Origin of the sequence: Shimia sp. MIT1388 (assembly GCF_047124445.1) — a bacterium.
In the GTDB taxonomy this organism is placed as follows: domain Bacteria; phylum Pseudomonadota; class Alphaproteobacteria; order Rhodobacterales; family Rhodobacteraceae; genus Shimia.
The window spans coordinates 1,101,734-1,124,487 of sequence record NZ_CP138921.1 but is presented as its reverse complement, the minus strand read 5'-3'; the positions used below and the strand labels follow the sequence as shown (position 1 = coordinate 1,124,487).

Below are 22,754 nucleotides of genomic sequence, written 5' to 3'. Positions count from 1 at the left end.
AACATGCGTTAAATTATCATCCTTGCACAAAGATTGCAAAGCTCGAATGGCGCAAAAATAGCGCTATCACGCCGCGATATTGCAGAGTTATTTTGCAGAATTGCAGGGGTGGCTGTGGTTTAGCTGGCCGCTTTGAAGTCGTCGTCGGTGGCTTCGGCGCCTTCCTCAATCATTTGAGCGTAGGTGACTGAGCGGTTACGGCCTGTGGATTTGGCGTGATAGAGCGCCTCATCGGCGCGCAAGAGCAGTTCACGCGGTTCGAGGTCAGCGTTCGGGTCGGCACAGGCGATGCCAAAGCTGGCGGTGACGCGCAGGCTGACGTTGCCGGTGCATTCCGTGGTCAGGGCCGCGATCCGGTTGCGCATGCGTTCGGCCACCACTTTGGCATTGTCACAGGTGGTGTCGGGCAGGATCATGACAAACTCTTCACCGCCATAGCGGCACACACGGTCCGCGCGGCGCAGGTTGGCGGCCTGCACCAGATCGGCGACAGCGCGCAGCACATCATCACCAGCCGGATGGCCATAGGTGTCGTTCACGATCTTGAAGTGGTCGATGTCAAAGATCACCAGCGAGATGCCTTGATCTGAGTAGTCTTTCTCGCGCCATGCCAAAGATAGCTCGTTGTCAAACGCCTGGCGGTTCAGCAGACCGGTGAGGTGGTCGCGGCTGGCGGTGTCCAGCGCGTTCTGGTGCAGCTGTTGCAAGTTGGAGCGCTCGAGGTCCAGCACTTCGGCGCGGCTCACGGCGCTGGTGACACGGCGGCCTACTTTCAGGCTGTAGGCGCAGATGAACAGGACAAAGGCGTGGGTTGCCAAGTATACGCCGTGGTAGGTGTTGGAGACGATTATGTCGTTTACCCCGGCAAGCAAGGGCACAAACCATCCCAATGTGTAGAACCAGGCGTCCGGGACACGTTTGAAAATGGCGCGGGCGCTGGTCCAGAGGATCAGACTAAAGATCATCACGCAGTACATCTGGATGATGAAAAGCTGTTCAGTGACAAATGGCAGGGGCGCGGTGAGCACAATTGCGCCGCCCAACATGGCGAGGACACCGGTCACTAGTGGACCGCCCAGATCCGAAAGGCGGCGCCAGACCAGTGCTTGCTGCAGTGCATAGCCGGCCCAAGCGATAAGCAAGATGTCAGCGTATTCTATGCGGATGCGCAGAGAGCGGATGTCGGGTCCAAACACCATTTCCAATGTGCCAGCCAAGATGACCGAGCGCAGCAGAAACGCGAAAGACACCAGCGCGAGCAGCAAGGTGGCGGGGTCTTTGCGGTAGACGACAAACAGAAACAGGTTGAGGGCGGCGACCAGCAACGTAATGCCAATAATGGTGCCCTCGATGATACGGTCCAGATGGGCGTCGCTTTGCAAGACAGCAGCGTCTGCGATGACCGGGGTACGCAGGATGCCGCCGTAGCTTTGCAGCTCTTTGCGGACCTGCACCACTAGGTAGCCTTCGCCAATTTGGTCCAGCGCAAAGGTCTGATGGATCAGAGAGGCTTCGATTGGCCCAGTCATTGCGCCGCTGCCGCCGATCCGATTGGCCTTGGTCAGGTCATTTGCCGGAACCCAGAACACCTCGTAAGCGTCGGCGACCCGTGGAAAGGTGATCGCCAGTGGCGTGTCTTTGGAATAGGGCAGCGTGACATTGAGTACATAGGTGCCGGTGCCATGGGCGTAGGGATTGGTTTCTGATGCGGTGCCATGCTCCTGCCAATCGTCCGGCACATGCAGGAGGTCAAGCTCACCGCTGAGAGCCGCCGCGACAGCCTCTTGCGGTGTGGGGCGTCCGCCAAATTGAAACCACCAGTCACCGCGCAGCTGCGCTTTTTCCCGGGCATCAAATGGGAAGGCGGAGAGGTCACGTTCCGGTCCGGGGCCGCTGTGCGCCTGCGCGGGTGCCGGACCTGTGAGTGACAGCAGAACGCAAGTCATCACAACCGTGACGGCGTAGAAAATCGCGCGTGCAAGTTTGAGGTGCATTGGCCTGTGTCTCATGTGGTTTTGCGTGGGAAAACTTGTGAAGCACAGGCTTTAAGGTCGATTTAATTCGGGAGACAGACCGCGGGTTTTGGCACCGCCAAAGTAGGCGGGAATTGGATCAAACTTTAGCGGACAGGCGGAGTTTTGCCGGTTGCACAAAACAGCTGACGTGACGTTGTGGGCTAGTCGGCGGCGCTGAGCAATTGATTGAGGCTGGATTGTGGCAGGCCAAGGATGGCGAGCGCGTCTGCTTCATTGTCCTGCACGATTGGTACCACCGACGGAAAGGGTTCCCAACTGCGCAGCGCGAGGCGGGCCAGTTTTTTGCCCACATCGGTTGTTGCGTAGTAGACGATTAGCGTTTCGGCATTGTTGCCGGTAAAAGCCTCCGCCTTTTTGGCCTGTGCCTTCATCAGCTCAAGATAGTCTTCGTCCCAACCAGTCAGGGCGCTGAGGTCGACAAACTGTTTTTGCCCTGGCCGGAACTTTGGATGTTCGGCGTAGGTGGCAAAGGCCTGCAAGGTGTCAGCCATATTGGCATGGCCGTCGTAGCGGACGTAGACCAGACCGATGGAGGAAAAGATCCGGAACGACACGGACACGGTTGCATACCCCTTTGCCAAAGAAAAACGGGCGGTACGAGGCCGCCCGTTTGTATGCAAATGATCACAGAATTTGGTCTGGATCAATCCATCTGTTTGAAGTGGAACTCGCCGCCTTCTTTGATGCCCGATGGCCAGCGAGAGGTCACGGTTTTGGTGCGTGTATAGAACTTGAACGCGTCCGGGCCGTGCTGGTTCAGGTCACCGAAAGCCGACTTCTTCCAGCCGCCGAAGGTGTGGTAGGCCAGTGGCACAGGGATTGGCACGTTCACGCCAACCATGCCCACGTTCACGCGGTTGGCAAAGTCACGCGCGGTGTCACCGTCGCGGGTGTAGATCGCGGTGCCGTTGCCGTATTCGTGATCCATCGCCAGACCCAGCGCTTCCTCATAAGACTGTGCGCGCACCATGGAGAGCACAGGGCCGAAGATTTCGGTCTTGTAGATGTCCATGTCTTTGGTGACGCGGTCAAACAGGTGTGGACCAACAAAGAAGCCGTCCTCATAGCCTTGCAGGCTGAAGTCGCGGCCGTCCACAACCAGATCGGCACCCTGATCCACGCCGGTCTGTACCAGACGCAGGATGTTTTCTTTGGCAGCAGCGGTCACAACCGGGCCGTAGTCGACATCATCGCCTGCGGTGTAAGGCGCGATCTTGAGCTTTTCGATGCGTGGAACCAGTTTGTCGCGCAGACGGTCTGCGGTTTCTTCACCAACCGGTACGGCAACGGAGATCGCCATGCAGCGTTCGCCTGCAGCGCCGTAGCCCGCGCCAACCAGCGCGTCGGCTGCTTGGTCCAGATCGGCGTCAGGCATGATGATCATGTGGTTTTTCGCGCCGCCGAAGCACTGTACGCGCTTACCTTGGGCACAGCCGGTGCCGTAGATGTATTCGGCGATTGGGGTGGAGCCCACAAAACCCACGGACTGGATGATCGGATCATAGAGGATCGCGTCCACGGCTTCTTTATCGCCGTTCACAACCTGAATGATGCCTTTTGGCAGACCAGCTTCTTCGAGCAGCTCGGCCAGCATCAGCGGCACGGATGGATCGCGCTCGGATGGCTTCAGGATGAAGGCGTTGCCGCAAGCAATTGCTGGGGCAAACATCCACATCGGGATCATGGCTGGGAAGTTGAACGGGGTGATGCCCGCGGTCACGCCCAATGGCTGACGCATGGAGTAGATGTCGATGCCAGGGCCAGCGGCGTCGGTGTATTCGCCTTTGAGCATCTGTGGCGCAGCGATGCAGTATTCCGCCACTTCCAGACCACGCTGGATGTCGCCTTTGGCATCCGGGAAGGTTTTCCCGTGCTCGGACGACAGCTTCTCGGCCAGCTTGTCCATGTCGCGGTGCAGCAGGTCGACGAACTTCATCAGCACGCGAGCGCGGCGCTGTGGGTTCACGGCGGCCCAAGCTGGCTGTGCCGCCTGTGCCGCGGCAACGGCCGCGTCCATCTCTTCTTTGCTGGCCAATGGCACTTTGGCCTGAACCTCACCGGTGGCCGGGTTCATCACGTCGGCAAAACGGCCGGACGTGCCTTTGACGTGTTCGCCGTTGATGAAATGAGTCAACTCTTGCATGGCATCCTCCTATGACATTTGAGCAAAAGAATAGGCTTGCAAAAATCACTGGAAAAGAGGCAACTGTTCAAAACGGCTTTGCAAAAATGAATGGGGATAGCATGGCGGCGCATTGGGATGATCTGCGGGTGTTTCTGGCGGTGGCGCGAGAGGAAAGCTTGTCAGCGGCAGGGCGGCGTTTGCAGGTGGACCCAGCAACAGTAGGGCGACGGGTTGCGCGGTTGGAAACGGCGTTTGAATCTCCTCTGTTTGTGAAGTCTCCCACCGGCTATGCGCTCACCGATGCGGGGCAGCGGTTGATGGGGCATGCGCTTCGGGTGGAGCAGAGTTTGCAGGAAGCCACCGAGGAGATGGTGGGGCAAAGCTCTGGATTGTCAGGGCAAATTCGCATTGGGGCGCCGGATGGCGTGGCCAACTACCTGCTGCCAGCTGTCTGTGGGCGTATTGCTGAAGCCAACCCGGACCTCGAAATTCAGATTGTGGCTTTGCCGCGTGTGGTGAGCCTGTCACGGCGAGAAGCCGACCTTGTGGTGGCGGTGAGTGCGCCGACGGCGGGGCGGCTGACCGTGCAAAAGATCACCGACTACAAGCTGCATCTGGCGGCGGCAAAGTGGTATTTGCGCAAGCGACCTGCGATTACCTCGGTGGAGGACCTCAAGGACCATGTGGTGACTGGCTACATTCCGGACATGATCTTTGACAAAGAGTTGGATTACCTCAGTGAAATTGGCATCGATAGGGTGCGGCTGGCATCTAATTCGGCGTCGGTGCAGTTCAACTGGGTGCGCAGCGGGGCGGGGATCGGCGTGGTGCACGACTTTGCCATTCCATGGGGGCGTGGCGTGACCAAAGTGCTGGAAGACGAGGTGAGCCTAACCCGCAGTTTCTATCTGATCCGACATGCAGACGACCGGCGGTTGGAACGTCTCAATCGGTTCTCTGAGGCGCTGTGTGAAGGTATGCGGCAAGAGGTGGCTCACCTAGAAGGTCAAACTTGACAAGTGCTTAGGATGCGGCAACGCTGAAACTCAGGGAGCGCCAAAACAAGTTTAACGCGGAGGTCGCCATGCTCGTACACCAAATTCTCAAGTCCAAAGGCTCGGAAGGAGTCCTGACTGTAAAACCGGGAACCTTGGTGGAGGAGGCGGCAAAGATCCTTGCCGAAAACGGAATTGGGACCGTGGTGGTGTCACCAGATGGTGAAGCCTTGGCAGGTATCCTTTCTGAGCGGGACATTGTGCGGGAACTGGCCAAGCGCGGCGTGGGCTGTATGTCGGATAAGGTTGATGACTACATGACCACGGAGCTTGTGACCTGTGGTCGCAACGATGATGCGGTTTCGGTGTTGGAAAAGATGACCAAAGGACGGTTCCGCCACATGCCAGTGGTGGAAGGCGATAAGCTTGTAGGCCTTATTTCATTGGGAGATGCGGTCAAAGCCCGGCTGTCGGAAGTGGCAATGGAGAAAGACGCGCTGCAAGGCATGATCATGGGGCATTAAGCCCGTGCCGCGACGTTCTCTGTCCGCAGAACTACCTATGTCTTAAAGAACCCTTGCAAATGGCCGCGCAATAATGTTGCGTGCGCGCAGGACCGCAAGACCCATCGGGGGAGGCTCACATGCGCACCGCTCTTTATCCTGGCACGTTTGACCCTATCACATTGGGACATATAGATATTATCCGCCGAGCGGCCGTTTTGGTCGATCGGTTGGTGATTGGCGTGGCGATCAATCGCGACAAGGGCCCGATGTTTGATCTGGAAGAGCGGGTCGCGATGATTGAGGGCGAGTGCGCCAAGCTGTCCAAAGAGACTGGCACAGAGATCATTGCGCATCCGTTTGAGAACCTGCTGATCGATTGTGCCAAAGAAGTTGGTGCCCAGATCATTGTGCGGGGGCTGCGGGCTGTGACCGACTTTGAGTATGAATATCAAATGGTTGGCATGAACCGGGCGCTGGACAGCAGCATCGAAACCGTGTTCTTGATGGCGGATCTGAAACATCAGGCGATTGCCTCCAAGCTGGTGAAAGAGATTGCGCGGCTGGACGGGGATGTGTCCCAGTTTGTGACACCGGCGGTGAATGACGCGCTGATGCAGCGGTTGGGCAAAGCCTGACGCGCGGCACCTGAGTTAACACAAAAATTCAGCCCCAAAACCACGTCGGTATTCTGTCGGTATCGCGACTGTTTTTGAACAGTGCGTTTTAGCGCGGACAAGTGTGACCGCATCGCACGCTGCAACGTCTTGTGGCGCAACAGCTCTTTGCAAATCTGTCGGGGTGAGGCATGAAGAGCCAACAGGACAGATAGTCCCTCCAGTGGGGCAAAGGGAGTGCGTAAGATGGCAGGTGGTTTGCTGGCGTTGTTGGATGATGTGGCCTCGATTGCCAAAGTGGCAGCGGCTTCGATTGACGATGTGGCAGCAGGCGCGGCCAAGGCGAGCGCCAAGGCGGCGGGCGCGGTGATCGACGACGCTGCGGTGACGCCAAAATACCTGCACGGGTTTGAAGCCAAGCGCGAGCTTCCAATCATCTGGAAAATCGCCAAAGGCTCGATCAAAAACAAGCTGCTCATTCTGTTGCCGGTGGCCTTGCTATTGGCCAACTTTGCGCCCTGGTTGATTTCGCCACTGTTGATGATTGGCGGGGCGTATCTGTGTTTTGAAGGAGCCGAGAAGGTGCTTCACGCCTTCCTGCCGCATGAAGAGCATCATGGCGGCGAGGAAGAGGAGGTCGACGACCCCGCGCATCTGGAAGAGAAGAAGGCTGCGGGTGCGATCAAAACCGACTTCATCCTGTCTGCAGAAATCATGACCATTATCCTGTCCGGCATTCCGGAGAGCAACTTCTGGATGGAAGCGGCGACATTGGCCGTGGCCGGGATTGGCATCACCGTGGCGGTCTATGGCTCTGTGGCTTTGATTGTGAAAATGGATGACGTGGGCTTGGCAATGTATGCCGGTGGTCGTCTGTCACTGACCCGCACCTTGGGCCGCTGGCTGGTGCGTGGTATGCCCTATTTCATGAAGCTGCTGACCATTGTCGGCACCGCGGCAATGCTTTGGGTGGGCGGCTCGATTGTGATCCACGGCATGGAAGAGCTGGGCTTTGGCTGGCTGGGACACCACATCCACGACATTGCTTATGCGGCGGGCCACATGGTGCCAGCGGCCTATGAGGGCTTTGTCGAATGGACCACCAAAGCGGCGCTGGACGGCGTGTTTGGTCTGGTGCTCGGCGCGGCGTTGATCCCGGTGGCAACCAAGGTGATCGCGCCGATCTGGGGGGCGGTGAGCGGCAAGAAAGCGGCGCATTAATGCATCCGTTTTTTGTGGCGGCCTAAATTTTTGAGATTTTGGTTTGAACGTTCACCGCGATTAGGTTTGATTTGATCAAATTTTAGCAGATGAGATATTGAAGTATGGGTGTTGAGGTAAGGAAGGCGGCGCAGGAAGATGCGGCCGTGGTGGCAGGGTTTGTCTGTGCTCTTTTGCAAGAGCTGTCCGGGGGCGACGATATTGACCGTGCGGCGGTGTCTGCCGCGGCAGAGGCGCTATTGCAGCGCGGGCAAATTACCGCGTTTGTAGCCGCTCAAGACGGGACGCCTGTGGGGGTGATCACCCTACATGAATGTGCCGCGATTTATGCCGGGGGCGTATTTGGCGAGATTTCCGAGCTCTATGTGACGCCGGCGTTCCGGTCGCAGGGCGTGGCAGCGACGTTATTGGCGGCGGCGCAGGCGGAAGGTGTTGCGCGGGGCTGGAAGCGGCTGGAGGTCGGCGCGCCAATGCAGCCGCAATGGCACCGGACCTTGGCGTTTTATGAGGCTCAAGGCTTTCTGGAAACCGGTCCGCGGCTGCGGCGGTTGATTTGAGGTGGTCCTTTGCCGTCCGACACAAAGGGCGGGGATTTACGTGTCTTCGACGCCAGTCCAATCTTGATGCCCTCTGGCGTTGAGCATCGAGGACATGCGAAAACGTCCCTCGGCGTTGTGCAATAGCGCTGTTGATGTGTATGGCGCGGTCGCCAGATGCGCGCCGCTGAGCATTCTCGTTCGGAAGGTCCCCAGCCATGTGCCGTCCGGGCATTTCTCCAGAGAGATTGGGACACGGTCGATGAGGTTCAAGTTCATCATTTTGGCTGCGACCAGGTATTGCTGGAAGTTCTCTGCCACGGCCGCGTCGGTTGTCAATACAATCGGCTTGAGCTTGGTGACCAACGAAAATGGCAGGAGCAACCGGTTGCGCCACTGATCGAAGTTGCACTCGATGAAGGCGTTTGAAATATCTGTGAGAAAATGCTCGAACTCTGTCTTCATGCAAAAATTGTACGGCCATTTTGGCACTAAAGCGAGCGTTTCGACCCCCTCTGATCCAGACCACATTCAGGGCGGTGCAGATGTTAGGCAGATTTGGTAACTTCGCCGGTCTGCGCGTCATAGGCTGCGCCCATGGCGTTGCGCAGGCGGGCGACGGCGGCGTCGGTGTTTTCTTCCGCGTCAAAGCGCATCTGGTCGAGCACATCTATGTGGATGGTGCCTTTGAACGGGAAAAACTTGCCCCGTGGCAGGAGCTTGTCGGAGTGGCTGATCACAAAGGGGCGCACGGCGCGACCGGTTTGTTGAGCAATCAGCACGGCGCCGGCTTTAAAAGGTGCGAGGCCCGGCTTGGTGGACCGCGTGCCTTCGACAAACAGGATTGGGGAACGGCGTTCCGGCATTGCGGCGATGGCCTCGGTTAGGGACGACAGCGCGTCGCGGCCTTTTTGACGGTCGATTTTCAGGAGCCCTGCGCCTTCAAACCCGCGTTTTAGCAGGGCGGCTTCGCAGAGTTCCTTCTTGGCGCCGAAGGTGACCCATTTCTCGTCCGGGATCACATGCAGCATGGAGAAGCCGTCCAGGTGGCTGCGGTGGTTTACGGCGATGATCGAGTTGCTGTCGGTGCGCAGGGCTTCGACGGCGGCGTCGGAGATGTCGACTTTCACGTCTAAGAACCACAGCAGCCAGGAACAGCAGCGCGAGACGGTGCGCCAGAACCAGCCGCGAAAGCCGGCGCGTTTGCCGCAGACGGTGGGGATGAAGGCCACAAACAGGAAGATAAACGGGCCGGTGAGGACCAGAAGGCAGCGCTTTAGGAATGTGGCGAGCATGGGTGGTCCTGTGTGGCGGGCTGTCGGATGGCTGATAGAGAGTTACGACAGGTAAAGATAGGGGGAATAGGGGTAGGTTTGGCGGTCGGATATCCTGACAGGTCTCGCAGCCAAACGCACTTACTGTCCAAGCTGGGGGCCAGCCCCCAGACCCCCGGGATACTTTTGGCAAGAAGAAGGTGGGGGGGAGCGCGGGGCCACCCCCCAGAAGGAACCCCGATGAGGCTTCTCCTTGCACGGTCATCGGCTTCCCAGCCTGTACCGCATCAAAAGCGTGCGACTTTGTGGTTAATGAAAGGTTACTTCTTCTTACCTCAGGGCGCCGCCCGTTTGCTGCTGAAGGAGCCCACTGGGCTCCTTCCCAGACGCAGCGCACTCCCCGTCGAAGACAAAAGCGCGCGTCTGCGCGTTAAAATGAAAAAAGGCGCCTCAGATTGAGGCGCCTTTTCAATGAGATATATACCGAGCTTACAGTAGGTCTTTGACCTTCTGGGCCACGTTTGCTGCGGTGATGCCGAACTTCTCGAACAGCTCACCCGCCGGGGCGGAGGCGCCGAAGCTGTCCATGCCCACAAAGTCGGATTTGCCCGCGCGAGCGCGTTCACCCAGCAGCCACTGGTCCCAGCCGCCGTTGCGCACGGCTGCTTCCACACCGACACGTACGGCGGCGCCGGCGGGCAGCACCTTGCGACGGTAGGCTTCGTCCTGCGCGGCGAAGAGCTCCATACACGGCATGGAGACCACGCGGGTGCCGATGCCTTCGGCCTCAAGCAGCTTTTTGGCTTCCATCGCGGTGGAGACCTCGGAGCCGGTGGCGATCAGGATGGCCTGACGTTTGCCTTCGGCTTCGGCCAGAACATAAGCGCCCTGGGCGGTGAGGTTCTTGAGCTTGTGCTCGGTTCGCACGGTGGGCAGGTTCTGACGGGTCAGGGCCAGCACCGATGGGGTTTCTTTCGACGTCAGGGCAATTTCCCAAGCCTCGGCGGTTTCCACGGTGTCTGCTGGGCGGAACACATAGGTGTTCGGGGTCGCGCGGCAGATCGCCAGATGCTCAACCGGCTGGTGGGTTGGGCCGTCTTCGCCCACGCCGATGGAGTCATGGGTCATGACAAACACGGTTGGGATCTTGGACAGGGCGGCCAGACGCATGGACGGGCGCGCGTAGTCGGTGAAGCAGAAGAAGGTGCCGCCGTAAGGGCGGATCCCACCGTGCAGCGCCATGCCGTTCATCGCAGCGGCCATGCCGTGCTCGCGGATGCCCCAGTAGACGTAGCGGCCTTTGCGGTTGTCGGTGTCAAACACGCCTAGATCGCCGGTCTTGGTGTTGTTGGAACCGGTCAGGTCGGCAGAGCCACCCACGGTTTCTGGCATGATTGGGTTGATCGCGGCCAGCGCCATTTCGGACGACTTCCGGGTGGCCACGGAAGGCTGCTCCTCGGAGGTCTGCTTTTTCAGCGCCTTGATGGTTGCGGACAGTTTGTTTGGGGCTTCCAGAGCGTAGGCGCGGTTGAAACGGTCCTGCTTCTGTTTGGAGGCTTCGGCAAAGCGACCTTCCCAGGCTTCACGATCCGCGGCACCGCGGGAACCGATGGCTTCCCACTGCGCTTTGATGTCGGCTGGGACTTCAAATGGTGCCGAGGTCCAGCCGTAGCCTTCTTTGGCGGCTTTCATCTGATCCGCGTCGGTCAGAGCGCCGTGGCCCTTGGAGGTGTCCTGCGCGGCGTGGCCAATGGCGATGTGCGTTTTGCAGGCGATCATCGACGGCTTTTTGGTCTTCTTGGCAGCTTCAATCGCAGCGTCGATCGCTTCCGGATCGTGGCCGTCGATTTCCAGCACGTGCCAGCCGGAGGCTTTGAAGCGTTTGACCTGATCGGTGCGGTCAGAAAGCTCCACGGTGCCGTCGATGGTGATGTTGTTGTTGTCCCAGAGTACAATCAGGTGGCCCAGGGAGTGGCGACCGGCAAGGCCGATGGCCTCTTGGGAGATGCCTTCCATCAGGCAGCCGTCACCGGCGATCACATAGGTGTAGTGATCCACCAGCTTGCGGCCGTATTGGGCGCGCTGGATTTCTTCGGCCATGGCGAAGCCCACGGCGTTGGCGATGCCCTGACCCAGTGGACCGGTTGTGGTCTCGACTGCGTCGATCAGGAAGTTTTCCGGATGGCCTGCGGTCAGCGCGCCGGACTGGCGGAAGTTCTTGATCTGATCGTGGGTGACCTGGTTGTCGCCCATGAGGTAAAGCAGGGAGTAGATCAGCATGGAGCCGTGGCCTGCGGACAGGATGAAACGGTCGCGGTCCGGCCAGCTTGGCGCAGCGACGTCAAATTTCATGTGCTTTTCAAACAGCACAGTGGCCACGTCAGCCATGCCCATTGGCATGCCGGAGTGACCGGAGTTTGCAGCGGCAACCGCATCCAGCGTCAGGGCGCGGATGGCGGCGGCTTTCATCCAATGTTCTGGGTTCTTTTCACGCAGTGCGGCGATATCCACGGATGCGCTCCTTCGGTTAAGAGGTTGGGTTGTCGGGTTACTAGCAGTTTCGCGGCCAATAGCAAGCTGGGAGGCGTGTTAGCGGTAAATTTGCGCGGTTTTAGACGCAGAGCCTTCCCGCGGATTGGGGGCGCATTTTCCTATTTCACCGGCTAATATCAGACCATTGAGCGTCGTTCTTTGATTCGTTAAGAAGGACAGGCGCGCAGAAAGAACGCGGGTCATTAAGAACCGGACCGGAAAGGACGAGGCAAATGAGCGACATCAGCGAACTGGAAAGCAGGCTGACGGCGGCGCTGGAACGCATTGCGCGCGGCGTTGACGGCATGCAGGCGGCGGTTGCTGAGCCCGAAGAGGGTGAAGACGTACAGGCATTGCGTCGGGCATTGGAAAATGAAGCGCTGGTGACAGCGCAGATGGAAGAACGTGTGCGGGCCTTGACCGCGCGGCAGACCGAGCTTGAGGAAGAGCTGGGTGCGGCGCAGTCGGCCAAATCGGACGCAGAAGAGGCTTTGAAGGCGGCAGAAGGCAAGGCTGAGGAAGCCTCAGCGGCGCTGACCACGGCGGAAGCGCGGGCGGAAGCGGCAGAAACCGCTGCGGCGGCAGCAGCAGATGCGGCTGAAGCGGCGGCAGAGGCTGCACCAGACAGCGCGGGGGATGCGCCGGCAGCGGAGACAGCCCCAGCTGAAGATGGCGCGTTGGCGGCAGCGGTGGAAGAAAATCGTGTGATGCTGGGCGAACTGGGCAAACGCCTGCGCCGTCTGCGCCAGATGGCGCGGCGGGAACGCTCTGCCAACCAGGTGCTTCGCGAGCAGGTTGAGAAAGACGGCATGGTGGATCCATCTGCTGTGAACGAGGCGCTGAAGGCTGATCTGGACACGTTGAGTGCCCTGCGCGAGGCCGAGAGTGCCGAGACTGCGGTGATCCTGGCGGAGCTGCGCCCGTTGGTGCATGGCATGGTTGCGGCTGCGCCGGAAGACAGTGCTGAGCCAGCCGTAGAGGTCACGGCGGAGGTGCCGGAAGCTGTGGCGGAAGATGTGCCAGCGGTTGAAGAAGGTGCTGTCGCGGATGGCAAGGGGGACGCGTTGGCACCTCTGGACGATGTCGCTGATGAGACCAAACAAACGGGAGACGCCTGATGCCTGAAGTACAGATTGAAATTGGCGGTCGCGTTTTTGAAGTGGCTTGTCAGGAAGGTGAACAACATTTCCTGCGGGCGGCTGCACAGATGCTCGATGAACAGGCGCGGGTGCTTGTGGGGCAGGCGGGACGTATCCCTGAGGCGCGGATGCTGCTGATGTCTGGCCTGATGCTCGCGGACAAGACCGCTGGTCTGGAAGATCAGCTGCGCGACGCGGAAGCCAAGATTGCGGCGCGGGACAAAGAGATCCAGGCGCTGCACGAGGCACCTAAGGCCGAGCCTGAGAAGGTGGAAGTGCCCACCATTCCCGAAGAGGTGACGCAGACGCTGGCCGAAATGGCGGCGCGGGCGGAAAGCCTGGCGGATCTGGTGGAAGAAAAGGCGGCGGGCTAATCATCCCTTTGCCTTTGCTAGGAACAACAAAGCCCCGCCAAATTGGCGGGGCTTTTTAATGACTTATCGCGTGAAGCTTATGCGTTGGCTTCGCGAATTTTGTCGGCCGCGTCTTTGTCAAACGCTACGCCGTTGTCGGTGAACAGCGTGTCCAGTTCGCCGGACAGGGTCATTTCGGTGATGATGTCACAGCCGCCGACAAATTCGCCTTTGACGTAGAGCTGCGGGATGGTGGGCCAGTCGGAGTAGTCCTTGATGCCCTGACGGATTTCTTCATCCGCCAGCACGTTTACGTCGGCGTAGTCCACCGCCATATAGTTCAGCACGCCGGCAACGCGGGAGGAGAAGCCACATTGGGGCATGTCCTTGGTGCCTTTCATAAAGAGCACCATGTCGTTGGCTTTTACAATCTCGTCGATGCGGTCTTTGACGTCGGTCATGTCTTTCTCCGTTTCCAAGCGCGGTATCGTAGCTGCCGTTCGACGCGCCAGAACCTAGGCCCATATTTCATCAGTTTTCTGAACTCACATATGGTGGTCGCCACCATATAGGCAAGATCAATTATTTTCAGCAGCACCCAAGCGGAAAGTGTTTCAATCGGGTTATCCATTCAGGAGTTGGCCACATTGAACGTTCTTTGCGGTTTTGAAGGCCGCCTGCTGCGTCATTTTTTCTTTTCGTTTGGCACAAAGAGGCGCGCGTAGGCGTCCGGGTCTTTGGGCACTTTCCAGGTTGTGACAGATCCGCCCCCCATGCCCGATTGGTAATCGGAGCGCAGGGTGTGATTGTCGGGATCTTGTGAGCCTTCTTCGGCAAATGGGGTGCGGTCGCGGTTGACCCAAGCCACAAGCGCCAGAAGGGCTGCCGCTGCAATGGCAAGAATTGGGATCAGGCCGTAGGACAGGAGTTCGGACATGTCAGCAGTCACCTTGAACCTTGGGTTTCAATAGCGTTGGCCTTGTGTACCCACCCCCCAAACATCAGCCTACTCGGGCGCCTTGGTGGTCAGAGCCAGCGCGTGTAATTCGCCAGACGAGCCATCCATTTTACCTTTGAGGGCAGCGTAGACAGCGCGCTGTTGTTGCACGCGGTTTTTGCCGCGGAAGCTTTCGTCAATCACCATCGCGGACATATGCACGCCGTCGGTGCCGCCCACCTGAATGTCGGCGTCCGGGAAGGTCTCGCGCAGGAGTTCCTCGATTTCGTGAGCGGTCATTGGCATTGTGAGCTATTCCTTTGTGTCGTTGCTCAAAAATGTAAGTGGCCCGCTGCGGGTCTGCAAGGCGATTTAGAGGAAGGTCGCAAGCGATTGCAGATAGGCGGGCACGTCGGCAAGGGCGTCTTGTACCTCGGGGTCCTCAAAATCATGCACCGACTTGGGGGCCTCTGGGCAGAGGGCGGCCATCAGGAAGTGGCCTTGGCGTTTGGCGCTGTCGGGGATGGGCAGGTGGCTGGCCTCTTGAAGGAGCAGCAGGGCTTCGTGGATTGGGCGCAGGACACGCAGGGCGTAGGTCATGTGCTCCAGAAGATCGGGATCGTCGCGCCAGGTTTCGCCGTCAAACAGGTCTTGCGTCACACGCTGACCAGCCCCGGCACATTGGTAAGCGACGCAGCCGCCAAAGCCTTTGGGCAGAAGATCGTCGTGGATCGCGCAGTTGAGGCAGCTGTCGGAGAGATTGGGGCAGGGCGTGTCGGCGCGCTTGAGCAGGGCGAAGTCTTCGTCGGCATCAAACGGGTAGGCGACACAGCAGAGCGCAGCGCATTGGCTGCAGTCATCGGTCAGGCTGGGCAAGGTGACGGGCGGGGTCATAGCAAAGGGCCTGCGTCAGTCTTCGTAGAGGTCCGTGGGCACTTTGGAGGTTTTGTAGAGCACAAACAAGGAGCTCAGGCCCCAGCCGTAGGCCACGCCAAGCGCGGTCCAAGACAAGATGTCATGCGTCCAATTAGGTCGAAAAATTGAACGCATTTCGGATTTGTCCAAGCCGGTTTCACAATGGCCGTTCCCGCTCAAGACCGTAAGAATGTCATTGACGTAGTGCGCGAAAATGAAACCGAGGGCGCAGATTAACGGGAGAGCCGCCAGTTTCCATGTAATTTCTGCAAACCTGTGGGCGATGATTACACCAGGCGCGTGGATAAGGGCTACAAAGATAGCGACCTTCGCCAAGTTCATTGCAGTCTTGTTGACGTAATCTAATGCACAGAAATCAACGGCAAAAGACGTTCTGTGTGACGCCAGGAGTAGCGTGTAAACGATGCAAAACACGCCGATCTGCGACAGGATGTAGAAGATCGGCGCGTTGGCTTTCATGGGTTAGGCAACAGCGGCGGCAAAGCTGCTACGGAAGGTGGCGGAGAGCTCTTCCAAAGACGCCTCCGAGCTGCCGAACTTCACGCTATCACCGGTGAACTTCCCGATGGAAGTAATTGATACGCCAGCCTTTTGTGCGTTGATCATCAGCGCCTCAGCCTGATCGAAGTTGCAGGCCACCAAATAGCGCGCCTGGTCTTCGCCAAACAGGGTTGGGGTGTCGTCGATGTCGATCTGAACACCTACGCCTGCAGCCTCGGCCATCTCAAACGCCGCCAACGCCAAACCGCCGTCTGCGAGGTCGGTGCAGGCTTTGATCCAGTCGCGGTTGTTGCGGATGAACTCGCCGTTTTTGCGCTCCGCCTCGAGATCCACGTGCGGCGCGTCGCCGTCTTCGCGGTTGAAGACTTCCGCCAGCAGGGCGGATTGACCGAGGTGACCGGTGGTGTCGCCAATCAGCAGGGCCACGTGGCCGTCACGGGCTTCGCCCAGGATCGGCTCTTCGCCAGCGGCGATCAGGCCCACGGCGCCAATGGTTGGGGTGGGCAAAATGGCGGAGCCATCAGTCTCGTTGTAGAGCGACACGTTGCCGGACACGATGGGCATGTCCAGCGCGGCAACCGCTTCGCCGATGCCTTTGATCGCGCCCACAAACTGGCCCATGATCTCTGGCTTTTCCGGGTTGCCGAAGTTCAGGTTGTCGGTTGTGGCCAATGGCTTGGCGCCCACAGCAGAGAGGTTGCGGAAGGCTTCGGCCACGGCCTGTTTGCCACCCTCGGTCGGGTTGGCTTTCACATAGCGTGGGGTCACGTCCGAGGTGAAGGCCAGCTTCTTGTCGGTGCCGTGAACGCGGATCACGCCGGAGCCCATGCCGGGGCGTTGGGCGGTGTCACCCATCACGGTGGTGTCGTATTGCTCATAGACCCATTGTTTGCCGGCGTAGTTTGGCGAGGAGATCAGACCTTTGAGACCGTCAATCGCGTCAATCTGTGGCACATCTGCCAACGCTTCCGCCGCTGGGGTTTCCACCCATGGGCGATCGTACTCTGGCGCACGACCGGACAGTGGGGACAGCGGCAAGTCGGCTTTGACTTCGCCGTTGTGCAGGATCAGGAAGCGGTCTTCGGCAATGGTTTCGCCCACAATGGCAAAGTCGAGGTCCCATTTTTCGAACACGGCGCGGGCTTCGGCTTCCAGCTCTGGTTTCAGCACCATCAGCATACGTTCTTGGGACTCAGACAGCATCATTTCGTAAGCCGTCATGTTGTCTTCGCGCTGTGGCACGTCCTCCAAGTTGAGCTTCACGCCCAGCTTGCCTTTGTCGCCCATTTCCACGGCGGAGCAGGTCAGGCCAGCGGCGCCCATGTCTTGAATGGAAATCACCGCGCCGGTCTGCATCAGCTCCAGCGTGGCTTCCATTAGGCGCTTTTCGGTGAAGGGGTCGCCAACCTGTACGGTGGGGCGTTTTTCCTCAATGGTGTCGTCAAATTCTGCAGACGCCATGGTTGCACCGCCGACGCCGTCACGGCCGGTTTTGGCGCCGAGGTAGACCACCGGCATGCCCACGCCGGAAGCAGCTGAGTAGAAGATGCTGTCGGTTTTGGCCAAACCGGCTGCAAAGGCGTTCACAAGGCAGTTGCCGTTATACGCCGGGTGGAAGCGGACTTCGCCGCCCACGGTGGGCACGCCGAAGCAGTTGCCGTAACCGCCAACGCCTTCAACAACACCGTTCACCAGCTGTGTGGTTTTGTGATGATCTGGCTCGCCGAAGGAGAGCGAGTTCATCGCCGCAACAGGACGGGCGCCCATGGTGAAGACATCACGCAAAATGCCGCCAACACCGGTGGCGGCACCTTGGTAAGGTTCAATGTAGGACGGGTGGTTGTGGCTTTCCATTTTGAAAACAACAGCATCGCCGTCACCAATGTCCACGATGCCGGCGTTTTCGCCTGGGCCGCAGATCACTTGTGGGCCGTCGGTCGGCAGGGTGCGCAGCCATTTTTTGGAGGATTTATACGAGCAGTGCTCGTTCCACATGGCGGAGAAAATACCCAGCTCTGTGAAGGTTGGCTCGCGGCCAATGATCTCCAGGATCAGGTTGTATTCGTCAGGCTTCAGTCCATGAGCTTCGATGAGATCGGTGGTGATGGCCGGTTCCTGCATGTCGCGAGAGTCCCCAAATAAACAGCATTTGGGGGGCTTTTAGGGCAGGGGAGCCAAAAGGGGAAGGCTTAAGGCAGGCTTAATCTGACGCGAAGGGGGAAATGGCACAAAAAGGCGCAGGTTGGTGGTGGAAGGTGATGGGGGGCTGGCCCCAAAACTCCGGCCCGATTGGGGGCCAGCCCCCAAACTCATGCCCGAATGGGGGCCCGCCCCAAACCCCCGGGATATTTTTAGCAAGAAGAAGCGGGCGGGGTGGTGAGGGCAAGACGTTAGAAGCGTTGGCCCACATAGATGTAGAGAAGGTCTTCTTTGCGGTCGTTGTAGGAGACGTCCACAGAGAAGACGGCTTTGAATTTCTTGGAGAGTTGGAAGCGTACGCCCAGGCCGCCGGCGTAGCGGACATCGGTGTCGCCAATGGAGGCAAAATCGCTTCCGGTGTTGCCGAAGCCGGCAAAGGCGACGCCCGAGAAACGATTGCTGAATTGATGGCGGTATTCGGCCTGCGCCGACAACAGCGCGTCATCAAGGAATTCGGTGGGGCTGAAGCCGCGGAAGCCGTCGGTGCCGCCCAGCGAACATTGGTCAAAGAACGGGGTGTCTTTGCTGGTGGCGCAGCTGGCGAAACGGGTCGCGATGCTGTTGCGGTCGCCTATGGGCAGGTAGTGGTTGTAGGTGAGCACGAATTTTTCGTAGTCGCGGCCGCCGGAGTTGAGCACCTGCCCATAGGTGAGGGCGCCGTCCAGCAAGTGGCCGTTGCGGGCGGAGAAGTCGTCGTCGCGGGTGTCCCATTTCGCCAGAAGGCTGAAGGAGCCGACTTCGAGCTGGCCTTCGGGCAGGGGCGGCAGGTTGGTGCCGGTGGTGTCATATCCCAGTGTGGTGTCGAGGTAGCGCATGGAGGCGCCAAACAGCAGCTCGGAGGTGACACCGCGCAGCACGCTGAAGTTCACAATGTCGCCGGTCTGGCGTACAGGGACGGGCAGGCCGCCGATGTAGAGGTCGTAGAACCCTTCGGCTTGCCCCAGGCTGGCGCTGAGCTGCCACCGGTTTTGATCCCAGACAAACTTGCCGCCCAAACCGTAGGCGTTTGTTCCATTGGAGGATTTCATCGCGCCAAGGCCAAGGATGGAGGTGTCGCTGCCTTCGTCGATGTTGAACAGGTAGCCGCCCCCCAGAACCAGCCCTGCGCCGATCAGAACGTTTTTGAATGGCACAGGCGCGAAGACAACGGAGCCGTTGCCAAAGCCCAGTGGGGTTTCCTGTTCGCGGGCGTCATCCAGGCTTTCGTTGAGCATGTCGTTGCTCAGCGGGTCCGCCTGCAACGGTGACAGAGACAGGAGGGTCAAAAGCGCAGCGCCCGGGAGGATCCGGGCGGCTGCTTTGCGTGTGGTGGCAAAAAGTGCCGTCATGGTTTGTCCTTTGTCAGGCCGGATCAATCCGGCCCTTTTTCAGGGGCTGCGGCAGCTTGCTCTTCTTGCTGCTGGGCGGCGGCGGCCGCGGCAGCGGTGAGGGCCGCTTGCTGATCCTCTGGCAGGTTCTGAGCCGCTTCTGGCAGTGCCACACGTACTTCGCGGCGGGCGAAGTCGATGCCTGCGGCGTTGAACTCGGCTTTCACGCGGTTGTAGATCTCTTTGCGGATCATAAACTGCTTGCCGGGTTTGGCCATGAATTTACCACGGATGATCATGCCGACGTCGTCAAAGTCAAACACACCTTGCGATTTGAACGGCTGCAGGAAATCGTCCTTGTAGAGCTCCTCTTGCAGCATCTCCTGACCGATCTTTTTGAAGATCTTTTTCACCTGGTTTGGATTGGTGTCAAACGGCACGGTGAATTTGAGCTTCATGATCACCCAGTCACGGGAGTAGTTGGTGAGCTTGGGGATTTCGCCATAAGGGATGGTGTGCACCGGTCCCCGGTGGTGGCGCAGCTGCATGGAGCGGATCGAGATTTTCTCAACCGCGCCCATGGTGCCCTCGATCTCGACATATTCGCCAACGCGGAAGGCGTCATCCACCAGGAAAAATACGCCGGAGACCACATCGGTAACCAGTTTCTGCGCACCAAAACCAATCGCCAGACCGGCGATACCGGCACCAGCCAAGAGTGGCGTGATGTCGACGCCAAGGTTGCCGATGGCCAAGAGGGTGAAGACCACGATGATCGCGCCCTGTGCTGTGACCAGCGCCAGTGGCAGAACGGTGGACAGGCGAGAGCCGCCGCCGCCGCCCATTTCGTTGTCTGCATCTTCCTGCGACATGCCCAGCGCGGTCATCTCTGCCGCCAGACGGCGGTTGATGTAGAGGCTCACGCCTTCATAGACGACATAGCCGACGATGGCGGTCATGGCGAAGCTGAAGAGGTTGTCGCCGATGCCTGCGCCTTCCTGAAGAAGGCTGAGCAAAGAGACGTTCCAGGTGCGGGTGATGATGACCAGCACGGCGCCAACCGCGATCACACGGCCGATGCGCACGTAGCTGCGCTTGGTGGCGATGTAAGCGTCATGCGCCACTTGGCCTTCGCCCTGCATGGGCGGCACCACGTGGCGCACAAGGCCACGGATACCGGTGTCGATCACCGGGGCGATCAGCAGCCAGAACATGGTGGTGTAGTGTGCGCCGCCCAGCAGCAGTTGCACTTTACCCAGACCAATCAGCGTGGAGACCAGCACCCAAGTGGCACCGGCAACGCCCATGGCGAAGTAGGGGTAAATGCGCGCCACGGCCTCATCAAATTCGGTGCGATCTGGATCGTCACCGCGCATCATCTCGCTGAGACCTTCGCGGGCGGTCCAGGCAACATAGGCGATGTAGACGTAGACCATGCTGTCGATCCAGAAGCCGATGCGGGTTTCGCCCGCAGCCACGCCGTTCACCACGTTGAAGTCGACCACAAAGATGGTGGCGCCACCCAGAATGACGATGCCGATGATGTGGCGGTGGATAAAGCTGGCCCAGTGGTCGTTCACATTCACCAGACGCAGGTCCGGACGGTTGGGGGCCATCAGGAAGCGGGAGAAGGCGGCGGCGATGCGCGGCATCCAGATCATGTAGCCGATGAACGGCGCCACAAAGGTCACGGCTTGCGCGTCCAGGAAGGTGCGTCCAAGTGTGCGGATGGTGATGTAGAAGATCACCAGACCAAAAATCTCACGCAGGAAGCGTTTGAACAGGAAAGTGACAGACTCGCGCAGGGTGGCGCCGGACTCGGCGGGCTCCGGGTTGCGCACTTTGATGAGCCAGGTGCGCACGGCGTATTCCACGCCGAGACCTACTGCCAGCAAAAGGGCGGTCAGACCAAAGAGGGTGAGCACGCCGCCAAAGCCACCGTAGGTTTCAGCAAAGTTCTGGAAGGCGGTGATTTGCGCCGGGACCAGCGCGGGCAGTTTGCGGACCGCTCCGAGAAGTGGCTGGGAAAAGGCCTGCCATAGGTTGGTGGCGCGTTCCACGAGGCTTTTGGGGGCGGCTTCTTCGGACTGCGCCGCAGCCACGGCATCCAGCCGGTCCAGCAGCACGGCGCGGACTTCGTCGTCCGACATGCGCGCGACCATGGCGTTGATTGCCTCGGTGGTCATTTCCTCGGGGTTGATCTCAACCGCCTCTGGGGCGCTGGAGCTGGAGGTTGTGGTGGTGGGCAGACCCTGGGCCTGCGCCGAGGTCATTGCAACGACGCTTAACGACAGCGCCAGAAGAATGCTCGAAACGATATGTCTCATAAGGTACTCTACGGTCAAAAAATGATTAACCATAGGAGATGACTTTTACGTGAGCAGGTCAAGGTGTGTTCGCCTGACCTTGCATGGCGAGGGCTCTGATTTCAGATTCTGAAATGGCAAAAAAAAGGGCCGAGCAATAAGCTCGGCCTTAGTCCAACAGGGAGGTGAAGATGATGAGCGTATAAGCATTCATCGTCTTCACGAGATGAATTAGTAGTCAGTTTGTGAACCTTCAAGAGATATTCTGTCGCAGGTAGGTCATGCCCGCTATGCGCGCATTGCATAGCTTAGGAAATGTCTTTTTCCCGCAATTGCTTGCGGTGCAAAATGATCTCTTCCTGGACAAAGTCTCGGAAGGCCGCAATGCGCTTGGATTGGCGCAATTCTTCCGGAAAGGCCAGATACACAGGGACTTCGGCGGATTCAATTTCAGTGCCGACACGCACCAGATCCGGGAAATCCTGCATCAGATAGTCCGGTAGCACGCCGATGCCGAGGTCATGACTGACCGCTTGGAGAACGCCAAAGTAGTTATTCACGTAGAGCATCTTGGTGATGTCATTGGCCAAGAGGCTGGTGACAAAACTCGCGCCCGCGCCAACCTGTTCTGAGGTCACGTTTTGGCAGATCAGGCGGTGCTGGGTTAGATCCTTGAGGCTCTGGGGCTCGCCATGGGTTTCCAGATAGCTTTGGGACGCATAGAGGCGCATGCGCACGCTCATCAGTCGTTTGCGGATGAGGTCGGCCTGGCTCGGTTCTTTCATGCGGATGGCAACGTCCGCCTCGCGCATGGGGAGGTCGAGCACTTTTTCCTCGAGCATGAGGTCGATGTTAAGGTCGGGGTATTGCTCATAGAGTTTTGCCAGACGTGGGGCGAGCCAGAGCGTGCCAAATCCGATGGTGGTGGTGACACGCAGCTCTCCGAACACTTCTTCTTCGCTGTCGCGGATGCGCGCGGAGGCGGCGTCCAGACGCTTGTTCATCGCCGTAGTGGCGTCAAACAGCAGCTCGCCCTGCTCCGTAAGGATCAGGCCGCGGGCGTGGCGGTGGAAGAGGGTGGTGTTCAGGCTTTCCTCAAGCGCGCGGATTTGGCGCGAGACCGCGGATTGAGACAGGTGCAACACGTCCCCGGCATGGGTCAGGCTGCCAGCGTCGGCAACCGCGTGAAAAATCCTGAGTTTGTCCCAATCCATGGTAGCTCCATTTTTTTGTTTTG

General features: G+C 59.0%; 22 protein-coding genes. 7 read left to right on the top strand and 15 right to left on the bottom strand.

The genetic code is table 11. The features are described from left to right. Positions 1-119: 119 nt before the first annotated feature. From SIB92_RS05490 to SIB92_RS05480, 3 genes are all read right to left on the bottom strand, one after another. Positions 120-1,994, bottom strand: coding sequence for a diguanylate cyclase (locus SIB92_RS05490; RefSeq protein WP_412554856.1), 1,875 nt, complete (start codon positions 1,992-1,994; stop codon positions 120-122). 182 nt (positions 1,995-2,176) lie between these two features. Beyond that, complete coding sequence (locus tag SIB92_RS05485) at positions 2,177-2,596, bottom strand: hypothetical protein (RefSeq protein ID WP_412554855.1); 420 nt, start codon at positions 2,594-2,596, stop codon at positions 2,177-2,179. An 83-nt stretch (positions 2,597-2,679) separates the two neighbouring features. After that, on the bottom strand, positions 2,680-4,179 hold the full coding sequence (locus tag SIB92_RS05480; protein ID WP_294115003.1) for a CoA-acylating methylmalonate-semialdehyde dehydrogenase: 1,500 nt from the start codon (positions 4,177-4,179) through the stop codon (positions 2,680-2,682). A gap of 101 nt (positions 4,180-4,280) precedes the next feature. Here SIB92_RS05480 and SIB92_RS05475 point away from each other — a divergent pair, with 101 nt between their 5' ends. The 5 genes from SIB92_RS05475 (at position 4,281) to SIB92_RS05455 (ending at position 8,054) form a co-directional block, all read left to right on the top strand. Beyond that, entirely contained in the window at positions 4,281-5,177 is an 897-nt protein-coding gene (locus SIB92_RS05475) for a LysR family transcriptional regulator (RefSeq protein ID WP_412555800.1), read from the top strand. 68 nt (positions 5,178-5,245) lie between these two features. Further along, positions 5,246-5,680 carry a CBS domain-containing protein gene (locus tag SIB92_RS05470; protein WP_412554854.1) on the top strand — a complete coding sequence of 145 codons (435 nt, stop codon included), beginning with the start codon at positions 5,246-5,248 and terminating at the stop codon, positions 5,678-5,680. Between the two features lie 119 nt (positions 5,681-5,799). Then, the gene (gene coaD / locus SIB92_RS05465) at positions 5,800-6,297 is read left to right on the top strand and encodes a pantetheine-phosphate adenylyltransferase (protein ID WP_412554853.1); all 498 of its coding nucleotides are present in this window, start codon (positions 5,800-5,802) and stop codon (positions 6,295-6,297) included. Positions 6,298-6,522: 225 nt separating this feature from the next. Then, positions 6,523-7,497 (top strand): DUF808 domain-containing protein, encoded by a 975-nt coding sequence (locus SIB92_RS05460; protein WP_412554852.1) that lies wholly within the window; start codon positions 6,523-6,525, stop codon positions 7,495-7,497. A 104-nt stretch (positions 7,498-7,601) separates the two neighbouring features. Continuing rightward, positions 7,602-8,054, top strand: a complete 453-nt coding sequence (locus SIB92_RS05455; protein WP_412554851.1) for an N-acetyltransferase family protein — start codon at positions 7,602-7,604, stop codon at positions 8,052-8,054. A gap of 36 nt (positions 8,055-8,090) precedes the next feature. On the opposite strand, the gene SIB92_RS05450 is transcribed toward SIB92_RS05455, so the two are convergent. The 3 genes from SIB92_RS05450 to tkt all read right to left on the bottom strand — a co-directional run bounded on the left by SIB92_RS05450 (position 8,091) and on the right by tkt (position 11,818). Next, positions 8,091-8,498 carry a hypothetical protein gene (locus SIB92_RS05450; protein WP_412554850.1) on the bottom strand — a complete coding sequence of 136 codons (408 nt, stop codon included), beginning with the start codon at positions 8,496-8,498 and terminating at the stop codon, positions 8,091-8,093. Between the two features lie 83 nt (positions 8,499-8,581). Beyond that, entirely contained in the window at positions 8,582-9,328 is a 747-nt protein-coding gene (locus SIB92_RS05445) for a lysophospholipid acyltransferase family protein (RefSeq protein ID WP_412554849.1), read from the bottom strand. Between the two features lie 468 nt (positions 9,329-9,796). Then, complete coding sequence (gene tkt / locus SIB92_RS05440) at positions 9,797-11,818, bottom strand: transketolase (protein ID WP_412554848.1); 2,022 nt, start codon at positions 11,816-11,818, stop codon at positions 9,797-9,799. Between the two features lie 254 nt (positions 11,819-12,072). Here tkt and SIB92_RS05435 point away from each other — a divergent pair, with 254 nt between their 5' ends. Beyond that, positions 12,073-12,957 (top strand): hypothetical protein, encoded by an 885-nt coding sequence (locus SIB92_RS05435; protein WP_412554847.1) that lies wholly within the window; start codon positions 12,073-12,075, stop codon positions 12,955-12,957. Next, complete coding sequence (locus SIB92_RS05430) at positions 12,957-13,352, top strand: cell division protein ZapA (protein ID WP_294114985.1); 396 nt, start codon at positions 12,957-12,959, stop codon at positions 13,350-13,352. The genes SIB92_RS05435 and SIB92_RS05430 overlap by 1 nt, the downstream gene beginning before the upstream one ends. Positions 13,353-13,429: 77 nt before the next feature. On the opposite strand, the gene grxD is transcribed toward SIB92_RS05430, so the two are convergent. The 9 genes from grxD to SIB92_RS05385 all read right to left on the bottom strand — a co-directional run bounded on the left by grxD (position 13,430) and on the right by SIB92_RS05385 (position 22,731). Further along, positions 13,430-13,792: a Grx4 family monothiol glutaredoxin gene (gene grxD, locus SIB92_RS05425; RefSeq protein WP_299420187.1), complete on the bottom strand. Its 363-nt coding sequence runs from the start codon at positions 13,790-13,792 to the stop codon at positions 13,430-13,432. Positions 13,793-14,016: 224 nt separating this feature from the next. After that, complete coding sequence (locus SIB92_RS05420) at positions 14,017-14,268, bottom strand: hypothetical protein (protein ID WP_412554846.1); 252 nt, start codon at positions 14,266-14,268, stop codon at positions 14,017-14,019. A 69-nt stretch (positions 14,269-14,337) separates the two neighbouring features. Continuing rightward, positions 14,338-14,574, bottom strand: a complete 237-nt coding sequence (locus SIB92_RS05415; RefSeq protein WP_412554845.1) for a BolA/IbaG family iron-sulfur metabolism protein — start codon at positions 14,572-14,574, stop codon at positions 14,338-14,340. Between the two features lie 66 nt (positions 14,575-14,640). Continuing rightward, on the bottom strand, positions 14,641-15,162 hold the full coding sequence (locus tag SIB92_RS05410) for a hypothetical protein (protein WP_412554844.1): 522 nt from the start codon (positions 15,160-15,162) through the stop codon (positions 14,641-14,643). A gap of 15 nt (positions 15,163-15,177) precedes the next feature. Beyond that, positions 15,178-15,663, bottom strand: coding sequence for a hypothetical protein (locus SIB92_RS05405; RefSeq protein WP_412554843.1), 486 nt, complete (start codon positions 15,661-15,663; stop codon positions 15,178-15,180). Positions 15,664-15,666: 3 nt separating this feature from the next. Then, on the bottom strand, positions 15,667-17,826 hold the full coding sequence (gene purL / locus SIB92_RS05400; protein WP_412554842.1) for a phosphoribosylformylglycinamidine synthase subunit PurL: 2,160 nt from the start codon (positions 17,824-17,826) through the stop codon (positions 15,667-15,669). Between the two features lie 269 nt (positions 17,827-18,095). Then, a complete protein-coding gene (locus SIB92_RS05395; RefSeq protein WP_412554841.1) occupies positions 18,096-19,232 on the bottom strand; it encodes a BamA/TamA family outer membrane protein in 1,137 nt (378 codons plus the stop codon). A 23-nt stretch (positions 19,233-19,255) separates the two neighbouring features. Continuing rightward, the gene (locus SIB92_RS05390) at positions 19,256-21,538 is read right to left on the bottom strand and encodes a mechanosensitive ion channel family protein (protein WP_412554840.1); all 2,283 of its coding nucleotides are present in this window, start codon (positions 21,536-21,538) and stop codon (positions 19,256-19,258) included. A 287-nt stretch (positions 21,539-21,825) separates the two neighbouring features. Beyond that, positions 21,826-22,731 carry a LysR family transcriptional regulator gene (locus SIB92_RS05385; RefSeq protein ID WP_412554839.1) on the bottom strand — a complete coding sequence of 302 codons (906 nt, stop codon included), beginning with the start codon at positions 22,729-22,731 and terminating at the stop codon, positions 21,826-21,828. Positions 22,732-22,754 lie beyond the last annotated feature (23 nt).